This window comes from Chryseobacterium suipulveris, assembly GCF_022811685.1.
In the GTDB taxonomy this organism is placed as follows: domain Bacteria; phylum Bacteroidota; class Bacteroidia; order Flavobacteriales; family Weeksellaceae; genus Kaistella; species Kaistella suipulveris.
In genome coordinates this window covers 106769-121350 of the sequence record NZ_CP094532.1, presented here as the reverse complement: position 1 = coordinate 121350, position 14582 = coordinate 106769, and the positions used below count along the sequence as shown (strand labels likewise).

The following is a 14582-nucleotide window of genomic DNA, read 5'->3' as shown; positions in this document are numbered from 1 at the left end:
ATGAGCAGTGAAGTAATATCAAAAATTTGGTCATTTTGTAATACCCTCAGAGATGATGGTGTAAGTTATGGAGATTACCTGGAGCAGATTACCTATCTCCTTTTCCTGAAAATGGCAGATGAATACAGCAAACCACCCTACAACAAGAAAATAGATTTTCCTAAAATAAAAGATACTTCAGGCAAGGAAATAGAAAATGGTGAAATCTGTAACTGGCAAAGCCTTATTTCCAAAAGTGGTGCAGAACTGGAAAGTTTTTATGTTCAGTTACTCAGAACCCTTTCCACAGAAAAAGGAATGTTGGGACAGATTTATACCAAAAGCCAGAATAAAATTCAGGACCCATCCAAACTTTACAGATTAATCAAAATGATTGATGGTGAAAATTGGGTAATGATGGGAGTAAAAGACAAGGGAGATATTTATGAAGGACTTTTGGAGAAAAATGCAGAAGACACCAAAAGTGGAGCAGGACAGTATTTTACACCTAGAGCTTTAATAAAAGTAATGGTACAATGTGTTCAGCCAGAACCTATGAAAACCATTGCAGACCCTGCATGTGGAACAGGAGGTTTCTTTTTGGCTGCTTATGATTATATTTCAGAAAAGAAATTAGATAAGGAACAGGCAGAATTTCTGAAATTCAAAACTTTTTATGGTAATGAAATTGTTGCCAATACCAGAAGATTGGCACTGATGAACCTATTCCTGCACAATGTGGGAGATATTAATTCAGATTCACCTATTTCTTCCAATGACAGTCTTGTAGCTCCTTCAGGAGAAATGTATGATTATGTATTGGCAAATCCACCTTTTGGTAAAAAAAGTAGCATGACCTTTACCAATGAAGAAGGAGAACAGGAAAAAGATGATTTGACCTATAACAGACAGGATTTCTGGGTTACTACCAGCAATAAGCAGTTAAATTTTGTTCAGCATATAAAATCCATGCTTAAGACTACAGGAAAAGCAGCAGTAGTAGTTCCAGATAATGTATTATTTGAAGGTGGTGCCGGAGAAACTGTTAGAAAAAAATTGATGGAAACTGCTGATGTTCATACCATTTTAAGACTACCAACAGGAATATTTTATGCTAATGGAGTAAAAGCCAATGTTATTTTCTGGGATGCAAAACCTGCAAGTAAAGAACATCATACACAGGAAATCTGGTTTTATGACTACAGGACAAATGTGCATCATACTTTAAAGAAAAATCCACTCAGAAGTGAAGATTTAGAAGATTTTGTAAAATGCTACAATCCAGAAAACAGATTCAAAAGATCTGAAACCTACCATCCTGAAAAAAATCCAGAAGGAAGATGGAGAAAGTTTTCTTATGATGAAATTATGGCAAGAGATAAAACCTCTTTGGATATTACCTGGCTGAAAGACAAATCACTTACAGACCTTGAAAATCTTCCTGAACCTGAGGAATTGGCAGGAGATATAATAGAAAATGTTGAATCTGCACTTTTAGGATTTAAAGAAATTTTGAATAAGATTTGATTCTAAAAAAGGCTGTTCTGCTGAGTTAAATTAGTTGCTTCTAATTCAGCCTCATAATTAGGAAATGCAAAATCTTGAATTGGTATATCGTCTAACCATCTGTATTGCACCTGTTTATTCAATAAAATAGGCATTCTGTGTTTAGTGTTGTGTATTTCAGCCATTAACTCATTGGCTTCTGTAGTTACAACAGTTACAGTAGGTATATCTTTTCCAGATTCTGGATCTGTCCAAATATTGTAAAGTCCACCAATAGCAAAAATAGGTTGATCTTTTACTTTAATTAAATACTGTTCCTTATTCTTACCTTTTTCATCTAACCATTTCCACTCATGAAAACCATTGACTAGTATTAAACACCTGTTATTCACAGAGTTTTTATAACTTTTAAGTTCTTCAGCAGTCTCTATTCTTGCATTCAAAGTTTTCTTTTGAAAATCCCTGTTCTTACTCCAGAAAGGTATTAATCCCCATTCAGCAGCAATAATGTGGTCAGTATCACTATCTAAGATAATTGGAACTTTGGGATTGGCAAAGCCATTTATTCTAAATTCTTTGTGGTAAGGCTCACCAATATATTCAGCATCAAAATATTCTTCTAGTTCTTGGGCTTCAGAAAGTAATGAAATGTAATTGCACATAAAATTGTTTAAGAGTTAAAATTACAAAAATTAATATTTAGCGGTTTTGTGTATTTGCAAAAAAAAATTGCAAAAAAAATTTTGTTAGTAATTTCACTATTTTTCCCTAATTTTACTCAAAACACAGTGCCATGTTAGTCAAAATTTACGGGAGTGCCATTCACGGGGTTTCTGCGCAAACCATCACAATCGAAGTCAATGTCGATACTTCCGGAGTTGGCTATCATGTGGTGGGACTTCCCGATAGCGCAATCAAAGAGAGCAGTTACCGAATTTCTGCCGCGCTGAAAAATCAAGGTTTCAAAATTCCCGGGAAAAAGGTGACAATCAATATGGCTCCAGCAGACATCAGAAAAGAAGGGACGGCGTATGATTTGAGCATTGCTTTGGGAATTCTGGTTGCTTCCGAACAAATCAAGGCGGAAAACATTAGCGATTATATTATTATGGGGGAGCTTTCTCTGGATGGAGGTTTGCTTCCGATAAAAGGAGTTCTACCCATCGCGATCAAAGCGAGAGAAGAAGGATTTAAAGGAATTATCTTGCCTAAACAGAATGTTCGCGAAGCAGCCATCGTCGATCAGCTTGAAGTTTATGGTGTAGAAAATATTCAGGAGGTGATCGATTTCTTTAATGACGGAGTTCCTTTACAAAGAACCGAAATCGATACGAGAAAGGAATTCCAAGACAAAATCAATTATTTTCCCAACGATTTTTCTGAAGTTAAAGGACAAGAAACTGCGAAACGAGCGATGGAAGTCGCAGCAGCAGGAGGTCACAACATCATCCTGATCGGACCTCCCGGAAGTGGAAAAACAATGTTGGCAAAAAGGGTTCCCAGTATTTTGCCACCGTTAACTTTAAGGGAAGCATTAGAAACGACAAAGATTCATTCCGTAGCTGGAAAAATCGGTGCAGAAACTTCATTGATGACGGTTCGTCCTTTTCGCAGTCCACATCACACGATTTCAGATGTTGCATTGGTTGGCGGCGGAAGTTATCCGCAACCGGGGGAAATTTCCTTGGCGCACAACGGCGTTTTGTTTTTGGATGAAATGCCGGAATTTAAAAGAACCGTTCTCGAAGTAATGCGGCAACCTTTGGAAGATCGCGAAGTCACGATTTCCAGAGCAAAATTTACCGTGAACTATCCCGCAAGTTTTATGTTGGTCGCAAGTATGAATCCAAGTCCGAGCGGATATTTCCCCGACGATCCCAATAATACTTCCTCACAAATTGAAATGCAGCGGTACATGAACAAACTTTCCGGACCGCTTCTCGACAGAATTGATATTCACATTGAGGTTCAAAAAGTTGAGTTCGAACATTTGACCGATAAAAGAAAGGGCGAAACCAGCGATGAAATCAGGAAACGAGTTTTGAGAGCGAGAGAAATTCAGACTCAGAGATATGCAGATTCAGAAATTCATTATAATGCTCAAATGGGACCGAAAGATATCGAAAAGTATTGCGAACTCACCGAAGATTCCCAGAACCTCATCAAAAATGCGATGGAAAAGTTAAATCTTTCCGCAAGAGCTTATGACCGTATTCTGAAAGTGGCGAGAACCATCGCCGATCTCGAAGCCGCCGAGAACCTAAATTCTGCACATATTTCAGAGGCAATTCAATACCGAAGTCTCGACCGTGAATTTTGGAATGTGTAAAAGCGTTCCCGAAAACCTACCAACGAAAAAATCCGCCTTGTTGCCAAGACGGATTCATTATTTTTGTATTGTTACTTAAAAACTCACCTCGTTCACTTCCTTTCCTCGCTGGAAGTTCATCGTTTTCTGATTTCCTTTATAAGCGATGTTCACCAAATTAATCTGTTTCGGAAACGCGCCCAAAAGAATCGTATTCTTAATCTTGATGGTACTGATGTCGGTTACTCCGCCTGATTCAAAATAAACCCACACGGATTCACCATTGACCTGGCTCCCTGTAAAAGTGAGCACCTTCGTGTTTCCATTGACATAGAGGTCAAAGTTATTGTTCACGTATTTTTTCACTTCAGCTTCGAATCCGGCGGTGTTTGGGTTGATCTTAATCGCGTCGGAAATATGTGAAGTATTCATCTTTGTGGTAAACTTCAGCGTTTTGCTTCCTTCCACATAATCCACTTTCGTCATCGAAGAATAAAAATCTGCTACTGAAAAACTCATCATTATGATCAATGTTAAAATTCCTATGATATGTAAAAATTTTTTCATCTCTTTAATTTGTATAAGATTATTCTCAAATATGATGCCAATTAGAAGTTTACATTCACCGTGTATTTATCGTAGAAAGCTTTGATGTGCGCAACTGCATCTTCGGCAGTATCTACCACTCGGTAAAGGTTCAGATCCTCCTCAGAAATCATTCCGTTGGCAAGAAGGGTGTCCTTGAACCAATCAAGCAACCCGCTCCAAAATTTAGAGCCCACCAAAACAATCGGAAACCGACCGATTTTGTTGGTCTGGATTAATGTGATTGCCTCCATCAGTTCGTCCAGTGTTCCGAAACCTCCCGGCATAACGATGAATCCCTGCGAATACTTTACAAACATTACTTTTCGTACAAAAAAGTAATCGAAATCCATGCTGTAACCTTTGTCGATAAACGGATTGAAATGCTGCTCAAAAGGAAGCTCGATATTCAAACCGATTGATTTTCCGCCGCCTTTTTTTGCGCCTTTGTTTCCGGCCTCCATAATTCCGGGACCGCCTCCTGTGATCACGCCGAAACCGATTTCAGTAATCTTCTCAGCGATATCTACCGCAACTTGATAGTAAGCATCGGTTTTCTTTAAACGTGCCGATCCGAAAATGGAAACACAAGGTCCGATTTTGGCGAGTCGTTCATAACCATCCACAAATTCAGCCATGATTTTGAAAACCATCCAGCTGTCTTTCGTAATCGTTTCGTCCCAGGTTTTTTCCTTAAACGACCTTTGAATTTTTTGATCAATTTCAAGCAAATCTCCGGCAACCGCTTTCGTTGTTCCTTTCCCTCGTTTTATTTTTGCCATAATTTTTTACTTAAAGATTTTCTCCGCTTCCAGCACCGATTCAGGCCTTCCTACATCGATCAGTTGCGCGGAGTGTTCGTAACCGTGAATTTTTTCCATCCTCATCAAATCTAGATACTCTTCCATGATCGAGAATTTCCCGGTCCTTTTTATTTTTCTAAAAATTTCGGGATTCACACAATGGATTCCGCTGAAAGCCAATGGTTTGAATCCCTTGTTGAATTCCGCAAGCCGCTGTTCACCGGTTTCCACATTGAGCCAACCTTTTAGGATCATCTTCACGTCAAAGAGAAGTTTCCGCGAACTTTTTCGGTCGGAAACCGCTAAAGTAGCAAAATCTTTTTTTTCTAAATGGTATTTTATGAATAAATTCAGGTCAAGGTCGGTGAGAATATCGGCATTCATAATGATGAAGTCTTCATCAAAATCGAGGAATTTTCTAGCAAATACCAATCCACCACCAGTTTCGAGAAGTTCTTGGCTTTCATCGGAAATTTCAATTTTCGCACCGAAATTGTCATTTTTCTTCAAAAATTCTACAATCTGTCCCCCGAAATGATGCACGTTGATCACAAAATCATTGATCCCAAAACTTTGAAGGTATTTGATGTTCCTTTGCAATAGCGGAACTTCGTTCACCAACGCAAGCGCTTTCGGATGATGATCGGTAAAGGGTTTCAATCGGGTGCCTTTTCCGGCTGCGAATATTAATGCCTTCATATTTTTTAATGAAAAATGAATAATTAAAAATTAATAATGATGAATCGGGTTTTTGAAATTTTTCATTATTAATTCTTCATTATTAATTATTTAAATGCGGTTGTTCGTCGTGCGTAAGCTTTACAGTAACGTCCGGATACTTTTCACGGATAAAAGCTGCGGTTTTTTCTGCGGCGTAAACCGAACGGTGTTGTCCACCGGTGCAGCCGAAGTTGATCTGAAGGTGTTCGAAACCGCGTGAAAGATAATTGTCTATGTTGATGGAAACGATACTTTTCACCAGTTCCAAAAATTTTGGCATTTCGGTATTTTTTTCCAGATATTCCTGAACGCCGATATCGCAACCGGTTTGCAGTTTGTATTCTTCAACTCTTCCAGGATTCAGAATTCCGCGACAGTCGAAGCAGAAACCGCCTCCGTTTCCGGAATTGTCTTTTGGGATTCCTCCTTTCTTGTAGGAAAAACTGTGTATTTCGATAGTTAAGCTCATTGCATATTGCATTAATTATTAATGATTTGGGAGATTTTTTCCGTCGTCTCTTTCGATTGGAGTTTGGCAATTAATTTTTTTAATTCTGGAAATCGAGCCATTTCTTCCCAAGACTCAGACAATTGACAAAGGTTTCTAATTCCCTGATCGATACTTGCGATGAAATGTTTCTTCCGCTGAATAATTCCGCGGAATCCGTAAGCTCCTAAAACCTGCATAAAACGGATCAACTTGATGTAGTTCAACGATTCTTTTAGTTGAATAACTCTTTGGTCATCGTTCCACAAAGAAAAGTAGTGCTCGAGCATGTCATTTCTAAAGTCCTCGGGAAAATTAGCTTTTGCCTGAAACAGAAACGAAACCACATCGTACATCAGCGGACCTTCCATCGCCGACTGGTAATCGATGAAAAAAACATCTTTATCATTTACCATGATATTTCTCGCCTGAAAGTCGCGGATCATCAAACCTTTCGGCTCCAGCTTTTCGATTATTTGGGTGAGCTTCTTAAACTCTTTCAATAAAGTCGATTTGTGGTACGGTAACTCGAGCACATCGGCAATAAAACTTTTGAAATAGAAAAGATCGTTGGTTATTGGGAACTCGTCGTAACGTTCATATTCGAAGGTTTTCGACCAGTCAATCTTGTCTTTTGTTTTAGTTTGAAGTTCAGAAAGCCGCTCCAAAGTTTTTTTAACTAAATTCTTAGTTTTGAGAGAAAGACCTTCCTTTTCAATAATCTCCGAAAGTGTATGACCGCCTAAAAATTCCTGCACATAAGTTTTACGGTCACTTGAAATCCTGAATATTTTTGGCGTGTTCAGATTTAAACCGGAAAAAACTTCAGAGAAATAAAAAAAGCTTTCATTCTCAGCAAGATTTTCGTTAGCTGTGACAATGTATTTTCTTGCGGAACTTTCTGCCACGAAATTGATTCTCGACGAGCCGCTTTGTGGCAACTGAAAAAAAACTTCCGCTTTAGAAACGGAAAATTCCTCAAAAAAAAGTTTGGCGTTCTCAGTGGTCATACTTGTACAAATATAGTGAAATAGATTTTTTTAAAAGTTTATATTTGCAGGATGTTCCAAGATTTTAAACCGGTCCTGAAAATCCTCCTGCGCTTCGTCCTCATCTACGTGGCGCTGGTTTTGGGATACCAGTTTTATCTGAACGGTTTTAGAAATCAAGGGATCGATACTGTTTCCGAATGGGTTGGAAATCAGGTGGTTTTTTGCCAAAATCAGGCGGGTTTTGCAAGTCAGCTTATTCCTGGAAAACCAGAAGAGGAAACCGCTTGGTTCCATGTGGGCGGAAAATATGTTTCCCGAATGGTGGAAGGTTGCAACGCAGTGTCGGTTATTATTTTATTCCTTTCGTTCGTATTCGCTTTTTACAAAGGATTTAAGACTTTCGTTTTTGCTTTTGCAGGAATTATTTTTCTACACCTGATGAATGTGTTAAGGATTACAGGTCTTAATATTGTTCTGCTGAAGCACCCCCAATACGGAAAAATTGCGCACGATTATTTTTTTCCAGCGATTATTTACGGGAGCGTAGTTTTGCTTTGGCTGATCTGGGTGAAGTTTTTTGCATTAAAAAATTTGGGCGATGAAAATCCTTAATTGGTTTCTGGTAATTCTCGGGATTTTCGGCTTGATTTCCGTGAGAATGTTAGAAGACAAAATTTTTTATGATCCTTTTCTGGAATTTTTTCACAGATCAAATAAGAATGCCGCTTTTCCGGGGTTTGAATGGGGAACATTAATCGTAAGCCATTTTTTCAGATTTGCACTCAACCTGTTCTTTTCCGCAGTCATTGTACAATTTATCTTTAAGAATAAACAGTGGACTATTCAGGCGGTTGTATTAATGCTCATCGTATTTGCGATAACATTGACGCTTTATCTCTATTGCCTTCATACCAAGTTCGAAATCGGCTATCTATTTTCCTTTTATATGAGGAGGTTTGTTATTCAACCGCTTATCTTGCTTTTGATAATTCCGATTTTTTATTACCGTAAAGCAATCCTCAAAAGACAGAAATTGTCATAATTTTTCAGCGCTATTCTGTCGAAAGATCATGTTTTTGAACCTGCGAAATACTGGCGGTATTCCACTCGATTTTTTTTACGAAAGGTTTTTCCCGAACCGGGCAATCAAAGAGCTGGCAAATTTCGCAGGAAAAGGGTTTGCAGTCATCCAAATGGAAATTGAACTCGACGCTTCTGTCGGTATTTTCGCCGATCAGCCGGTAAACTTTCTCCATTTCTTCGTGGGCTTTTCTCAGTTCATAATACCACGGTAAAGTGAGGTGTGCATCGATATGGAGGCCGCTTCCGTGTTGCTGGATCCTCATGTTGTGGATGTCGATCCACTCGGGTTTGCGGTTTTCCTCAAGAAATTTTGCAAGCCGTGAAATCATTTCCAGGTCGGCTTCATCCATAATTCCGCTCAGTGCCGTTCTGATAATTTTGTAGCCGATGAAGATGATATATCCGCCGAAAACAAGTGCTACAGCTGCGTCAATCCAATACATTTTGGTAAAATAAACCAGGATCAAACTGATCACCACGCCCAAAGTAGTAAAGGTATCACTTTGCAGATGTTTCCCAGAACTTTGGAGAACTTGTGAGTTTTCACGAATCCCTTTCTTAATGGAAATATAACCCATCACATAATTAATGACCGCAGTTGCCGCCACAATCAGGATTCCCCAGTCGAGCTTTTTGGGTTCGTTACCGTGTAGGAGTGAATCCGCCGCTTCGACGATGATGATGACACCGGCAAAAATAATCAACGCGCCCTCGATTCCGGAAGTTACGAATTCCACTTTTCCGTGTCCGTACGGATGGTCTTCGTCTTTCGGTTTTGCCGCGAGGTATAATGAGTAAAGTCCCATGAAAGCGGCGATGATATTCACAATACTTTCCATCGCATCAGAAAACACCGCGTCGGAATTGGTCAAATGCCAAGCGATTAATTTACTGATGAAGAGGATGATCCCGACAATTGCGACATTTCGCTGAAAGGAAAAGTTTGATTTCGAGGGATTTTGATTTTCTGCTGTCACAGTTTGAAAGTTTTAAATAAATTGTTCGAAGCGTCTAATAATAAAAAAACCCGCAAATTGCGGGTTTATCTTTGGATCCAGTTATCTGTTTTGAGGTTTCGGATGTTTTTGAAGTCTTTGATGTTTTCGGTGATGAGCGTTCTGATGGGAATAATATTTAAACTTTTTATCAGATTATCGACACCTTGGTAAGTTTTAGCAGGATTTTCACTTTTTTCTGCACCGAAACAAAGCTCAAAAACAGTTATTTCGGAGATTGAAAGATTTTCAAAACCTATTTCATTTAACTTTTTCGCAATATCAAACTTGTTTCTTAAATAGTGAACGCAAATATTGGTGTCTAAAAGATAACTCATTATAAAGATATTTTCTTGTCTCTGAATCTGTGGCTATCCCTAATTTCCTTGATGATTTCGTCTGAAGATTTTCTCGGACTCCCAAGATCCACATGCTGCTTCAAAAAGTTTTTTTCGTTCTTCCTTCGTCAGATTTTCCGGTTCGGTTTTAAGAATTTCATCGGTTGGTCCTTCCGAAGATTTTTCCCTTTTTATGGATTTTACGAGACGTTCAATAAGTTCCAGCTTTCCAGCGGAACTTAACTTTTCTAAAAGTAGAAAATAATCATTGATGATATTCATTTCTATAGTTTCCAATTCTAAAAATTTAGATAAATTCACACAACAATTTCTAAACCAATTGATTGGCAACCAGATATTCCGCAATCTGTACCGCATTCGTTGCGGCACCTTTTCTCAGGTTGTCGGCAACAATCCAGAGGTTTAGCGTTTTTGGTTGTGACAGGTCTCTTCTGATTCTGCCTACAAAAACTTCATCCTTTCCTTCGGAATAGAGCGGCATTGGGTAGATATTGTTTTTCACGTCGTCCATTACCACTACTCCGGGAGTTTCGGCAAGGATTTTCTTCACCTCGTCTAAATCGAATTCGTTTTCAAACTCGATATTCACACTTTCGGAATGTCCACCCTGAACAGGAACACGAACCGCAGTCGCCGTTAAGTTGAAAGTGTCGTCATCCATGATTTTCTTGGGTTCCTTCATGAGTTTGAGCTCTTCCTTGGTATAGTCGTCGTCAGAAAAAACGTCACATTGGGGCAACGCATTTTTGAAGATTTCGTAGGGATATACTTTCGCTACGTCCTCGTTTCCAACGATTTCTGCATTCAACTGATCGACTGCATTTTTCCCGGTTCCAGTAACCGATTGGTAGGTGGAGACAATCACCCGCTTCAGATCATATTTCGTGTTTAATGGATGAAGCACCATGACCAACTGAATCGTGGAACAATTGGGGTTTGCAATGATTTTATCTGAATTTGTCAGAACTCCGGCATTGATTTCAGGAACGACCAATTTCTTATCGGGTTCCATTCTCCAAGCAGAGGAATTGTCGATCACTGTGGTTCCCGCTTCTGCAAATTTCGGGGCAAACTCCAACGAGGTTGTTCCACCCGCAGAAAATATCGCGATTTGCGGTTTCATATCGATTGCCGTCTGCATCGAAACGATTTCGAATTCACTTCCTTTGAAGGAAACTTTCTTGCCGACCGATTTTTCGGATGCGACTGGAATTAGTTCTGTTACTGGGAAATTTCTTTCCTCCAATACTTTCAGCATTACCTGTCCCACCATTCCGGTGGCGCCTACAACTGCTATTTTCATCTGGTAAATTTCGATTGATATCCTAGTTATATTTGATATCGTTTGATAGTGTTTGAGATTATTTGATTTAGTTTGAATGTTTTTTTTGGACTCAAACTTTTTCAAACGATTTCAAATTTTCAAACTGAATTTTTTACGCTCCAAAAAGTCGGCTCCACTGGAATGCCCAAAGCATTAATGGCAAAGCGATTACCGCCATGATTACCCAACCCATTTGGAGTTTGTCGCTGGTTTTGAATTTCTTGTTAAGGATGGTCAGCAAAACCGCCGCGATAACCATTGCGGTTGGATGTTCCACGTAAGTATTTCTTGAAACAGCATCTTTCATTAATATTCCTGCTTCTTTTGCCGCTTTAAATCCGGGAGAAAAGAAAAACAACATTATCAAACCAATCAGCGCCTGAACGTGGAAGAAAATCATCGTGAAAAGTGTTGATTTTCTTAAGAGTTTAGTGATCTTTCCGGAGTAGCCAAACATTGTCAAAAGTAATGCGACAATAAAGATTGCTGTCGTTAGAAGAATCAGGTAGGCGAATCCACGGTGCGCATTGAGCATCAAATTGAAATCCATTTTTAATTTTTTAATGATTAACTGCAAAGATAAAAAATCCCGACGAAAGGTCGGGATTTTGGGTAGTGTTAATATTAATTGGGATTAGAATCGGTAAGAAACTGTTGCCGCCCAAGTTCGACCGGAGCCGAAATAAACGGTGTTGTTTTGGTCGATACCTTTCCAAGTTTTTAGATTTGCCTGGTAAGCATCATATTGCTGTTGCGCTGTTTGTGTCGGTGTTGCAGTAAAGTCTGACAGATCTTTGATGTGCGTTGAAGATTTTCCGTCTGAAATATAAACTGTATCAAAGACGTTATAAACGTTACCGGTTAGGATAAGCTTCTGTGCATTTCCTAAGTCGAAGGCGTAAGACAGACCTGCATCAAACAGATTGTAACTTGGCATTTTTAAAGCACCTCTCTTTGCGTTATTTGGAACCGTACCATCTGGTTTGATGATAAAGTTGTTATCAATATTGAAAACTCCGTAAAGGTTGTCATTATATCTCCAAGTACTGAAGATGCTTAATGGTTTTACCGGCTTCAAAGTGAATCCTAATGCAGCCGTAGTCTGCGCAGCATCAGAAACTTTTACTCCATCCAACGCAAGAGTAACTTGGTTTTGCGTTGCATTGGGAACATCTGTTAAAGGATTGTTATTATTGTCAAACAATTCCCCAATTGGATTGTTTTTATACTTCCAGTCACCGATGGAGAACATTCCGTTGAAATCAAGATAGTCTGTCACTTTAAGTGTTCCTTCGAATTCTGCTCCCATGTGTACTTCCTGTACTCCAAGAAGGTTTGCGTAGGCGTTGATTGCTGTTCCATTACCAGTTACAGGAATATTAATTCCGGAAACTCTGGTAAATCTGTCTTTCCAGGTAGTGTAGTATAGGTTAACATTCGCTCTGAAAGCAGAACTTCTAAATCCATAACCCGCTTCTACTGATGCGATTTTCTCGTTGGTCAATCTTGGGTTAAGTACCTGTGAATTGTTAGGATAAACCGCATAATTGTTTGGCTGTTTTGAGTAGTAACCTGCATTTACAAAAACATTGTTCTTGCTGTCAAGGTTATAGTTCAAACCTCCTTTTACGTTGAATCCAAGCAGGTCTTTAAATCCTGTTTTGGTATTCACCACCTGACCTTGCTGTTTAGTAACACCATCAACAATCCAGTTGTCGATTCTTTGGAACCACTGCTCAGAAACTGATCCCTGAACAAATGCAGAAATGATGTCATTTGAATATTCAACCTGCCCGAAAGTTCCCAACCACATTACTTCACCATCATAATTTCTACTTGCAATCTGCGATTTATCTTTAATTGCTTTTGCAAATGGATTTGCAGACGGTGCCGCATTGTATGCCTGTGTTACCGAATAATACGGTTGCTGATTCATGTTCAGGTTTTCACGGTATTCTCTGTTACCCCAGAAATCGGTGATTACACCTGGGTGATATCCATAGTAATACCTTCCGTCAAGACCAACTGAGAAATTCCACTCCTGGTTGATTTTATGCTGGAAGTTGGTCAAGAATCCGTACCAGTCGTGAGAGTTTACGTGTGCTCTTCTTACTAATCCGTTTGTTCTGGTTGCAATTCCTGGTGTCTTGTTTACAGCACCGAAGTCAGCAACATTTACACCTTGGTTCCAGTTGTAGATATCGTCAAATCTGATCAACCCATCAGCTGTTTTTGGAAGCGCATTGATATTTTTTCCATTGATCGATCCCAAAACTCCGGTTCCTCCACCTCTACCCCAAGAAGCGTAAAGTACAGAAGACAACTTGGATTTCTCGCTCATTGTCCAATCCCAGTTCAGAGACATTACAGGTTTGCTATAATAATTTACAGATTGTGACATTTTCTCACCATTCAGGTAACCCCAGTTAGAGTTGTATCTTCTGTTTGGCTCATCAACACCGTTGCCGTATTTGATGTAGGTAGCGATGCTACTTTGGTAGTTTTGCATGTGCCACTGCGGAGCACCGGTGAAAGTAAATTGGAAATCGTGTGTCTTATTTGGTTGATACCCTAAAGCCATGTAATAGTTGTACCCTTCGAAATCAGAACCGTCGATGTACATCGCACCAGCTGTTCTTGACATTAAGAACGAAGCAGCCCATCCTTTAGCATTTTTTCCTGTATTATAAGAGAACATCGATTTTAGATAACCATTATTTCCGACTGTTACAGAAACATTTTTCTCCTCTTTTTTGTCGGCAGCTCTTGTAATTACGTTAATGGTACCACCTACTGACGCAATCGCTAATTTAGAAGAACCAAGACCTCTCTGAACCTGCAATGCAGAAGTTACATCCGATAAACCTGCCCAGTTTGACCAATAAACAGTTCCGCCTTCCATATCGTTTACAGGTACACCGTTAATCATTACCGCAGTGTTGTTGGTGTCAAAACCTCTTACGTTCATACGACCGTCTCCAAAACCACCGCCACCTTTTGTAGCATAGATCGAAGGAGTAGTTGCTAAAATCTCAGGAAATTCTTGGTTACCAAGTCGCTCTACAATTTGCGCTTCTTTTATGGTAGAAACAGCAACCGGAGTCTTTCTGTCTTTTGCAATATCTGCAACACCTGTAAGTACTACCGCCTCAATATCGGTTTCTCTGCTGATCGTGTCCTTTTTTTGCTGTGCAAAATACACACTTGCTGTAGAAAGCGTAAGAATTACTGTAAAGACAGATTTTTTTACTGAATTACTTTTCATAGGATATAATTTCTAATTTGTTGCAAAAATAATCCTAATAAATCAAAGCAATATTAACAAATTGTTAATTATTAAAATTTTGTTAATATTTGGTTAAAGCATTAGAAATCAGTCTCTTAAATAGTAAGCTTTTTGTTAAAAAAATTTTGATCTGTTAAGTAATTTGCATTAACCCA

At 39.1% G+C, this 14582-nt stretch carries 16 protein-coding genes; 4 read left to right on the top strand and 12 right to left on the bottom strand.

Annotated features, from left to right (window positions below; all coding sequences use genetic code 11):
- Complete coding sequence (locus MTP09_RS00635; protein ID WP_243549688.1) at nucleotides 1-1506, top strand: class I SAM-dependent DNA methyltransferase; 1506 nt, start codon at nucleotides 1-3, stop codon at nucleotides 1504-1506.
- Between the two features lie 2 nt (nucleotides 1507-1508).
- Here the strand turns inward: MTP09_RS00635 and MTP09_RS00630 are convergent, their stop codons facing one another.
- Complete coding sequence (locus tag MTP09_RS00630; RefSeq protein WP_243549686.1) at nucleotides 1509-2147, bottom strand: SOS response-associated peptidase; 639 nt, start codon at nucleotides 2145-2147, stop codon at nucleotides 1509-1511.
- Between the two features lie 131 nt (nucleotides 2148-2278).
- Between MTP09_RS00630 and MTP09_RS00625 the strand changes: the two genes are divergently transcribed.
- Entirely contained in the window at nucleotides 2279-3814 is a 1536-nt protein-coding gene (locus MTP09_RS00625; protein WP_243549684.1) for a YifB family Mg chelatase-like AAA ATPase, read from the top strand.
- Between the two features lie 75 nt (nucleotides 3815-3889).
- Here MTP09_RS00625 and MTP09_RS00620 read toward each other — a convergent pair whose 3' ends face one another.
- The 5 genes from MTP09_RS00620 to MTP09_RS00600 all read right to left on the bottom strand — a co-directional run bounded on the left by MTP09_RS00620 (nucleotide 3890) and on the right by MTP09_RS00600 (nucleotide 7398).
- Entirely contained in the window at nucleotides 3890-4360 is a 471-nt protein-coding gene (locus tag MTP09_RS00620) for a DUF6702 family protein (RefSeq protein WP_243549682.1), read from the bottom strand.
- A gap of 41 nt (nucleotides 4361-4401) precedes the next feature.
- Entirely contained in the window at nucleotides 4402-5160 is a 759-nt protein-coding gene (locus MTP09_RS00615) for an LOG family protein (RefSeq protein WP_243549680.1), read from the bottom strand.
- A 6-nt stretch (nucleotides 5161-5166) separates the two neighbouring features.
- Nucleotides 5167-5880: a nucleotidyltransferase family protein gene (locus MTP09_RS00610; protein ID WP_243549678.1), complete on the bottom strand. Its 714-nt coding sequence runs from the start codon at nucleotides 5878-5880 to the stop codon at nucleotides 5167-5169.
- A gap of 82 nt (nucleotides 5881-5962) precedes the next feature.
- Nucleotides 5963-6370, bottom strand: coding sequence for a RapZ C-terminal domain-containing protein (locus MTP09_RS00605; RefSeq protein ID WP_243549677.1), 408 nt, complete (start codon nucleotides 6368-6370; stop codon nucleotides 5963-5965).
- Between the two features lie 11 nt (nucleotides 6371-6381).
- Nucleotides 6382-7398, bottom strand: a complete 1017-nt coding sequence (locus tag MTP09_RS00600; protein ID WP_243549675.1) for an aminoglycoside phosphotransferase family protein — start codon at nucleotides 7396-7398, stop codon at nucleotides 6382-6384.
- A 51-nt stretch (nucleotides 7399-7449) separates the two neighbouring features.
- Between MTP09_RS00600 and xrtF the strand changes: the two genes are divergently transcribed.
- Entirely contained in the window at nucleotides 7450-7992 is a 543-nt protein-coding gene (gene xrtF, locus MTP09_RS00595) for an exosortase family protein XrtF (protein WP_243549672.1), read from the top strand.
- Complete coding sequence (locus tag MTP09_RS00590) at nucleotides 7979-8422, top strand: exosortase F system-associated membrane protein (RefSeq protein ID WP_243549671.1); 444 nt, start codon at nucleotides 7979-7981, stop codon at nucleotides 8420-8422. The genes xrtF and MTP09_RS00590 overlap by 14 nt, the downstream gene beginning before the upstream one ends.
- A gap of 10 nt (nucleotides 8423-8432) precedes the next feature.
- On the opposite strand, the gene MTP09_RS00585 is transcribed toward MTP09_RS00590, so the two are convergent.
- The 6 genes from MTP09_RS00585 to MTP09_RS00560 form a co-directional block, all read right to left on the bottom strand.
- A complete protein-coding gene (locus tag MTP09_RS00585) occupies nucleotides 8433-9440 on the bottom strand; it encodes a cation diffusion facilitator family transporter (protein WP_243549669.1) in 1008 nt (335 codons plus the stop codon).
- Nucleotides 9441-9505: 65 nt separating this feature from the next.
- Nucleotides 9506-9796 (bottom strand): PIN domain-containing protein, encoded by a 291-nt coding sequence (locus tag MTP09_RS00580; RefSeq protein ID WP_243549667.1) that lies wholly within the window; start codon nucleotides 9794-9796, stop codon nucleotides 9506-9508.
- Nucleotides 9797-9835: 39 nt separating this feature from the next.
- On the bottom strand, nucleotides 9836-10093 hold the full coding sequence (locus MTP09_RS00575; protein ID WP_243549665.1) for a hypothetical protein: 258 nt from the start codon (nucleotides 10091-10093) through the stop codon (nucleotides 9836-9838).
- A 34-nt stretch (nucleotides 10094-10127) separates the two neighbouring features.
- A complete protein-coding gene (locus tag MTP09_RS00570) occupies nucleotides 10128-11120 on the bottom strand; it encodes an aspartate-semialdehyde dehydrogenase (protein ID WP_243549663.1) in 993 nt (330 codons plus the stop codon).
- A 133-nt stretch (nucleotides 11121-11253) separates the two neighbouring features.
- A complete protein-coding gene (locus MTP09_RS00565; protein ID WP_243549661.1) occupies nucleotides 11254-11691 on the bottom strand; it encodes a hypothetical protein in 438 nt (145 codons plus the stop codon).
- An 84-nt stretch (nucleotides 11692-11775) separates the two neighbouring features.
- On the bottom strand, nucleotides 11776-14406 hold the full coding sequence (locus MTP09_RS00560) for a TonB-dependent receptor (RefSeq protein WP_243549659.1): 2631 nt from the start codon (nucleotides 14404-14406) through the stop codon (nucleotides 11776-11778).
- Nucleotides 14407-14582: the final 176 nt, after the last annotated feature.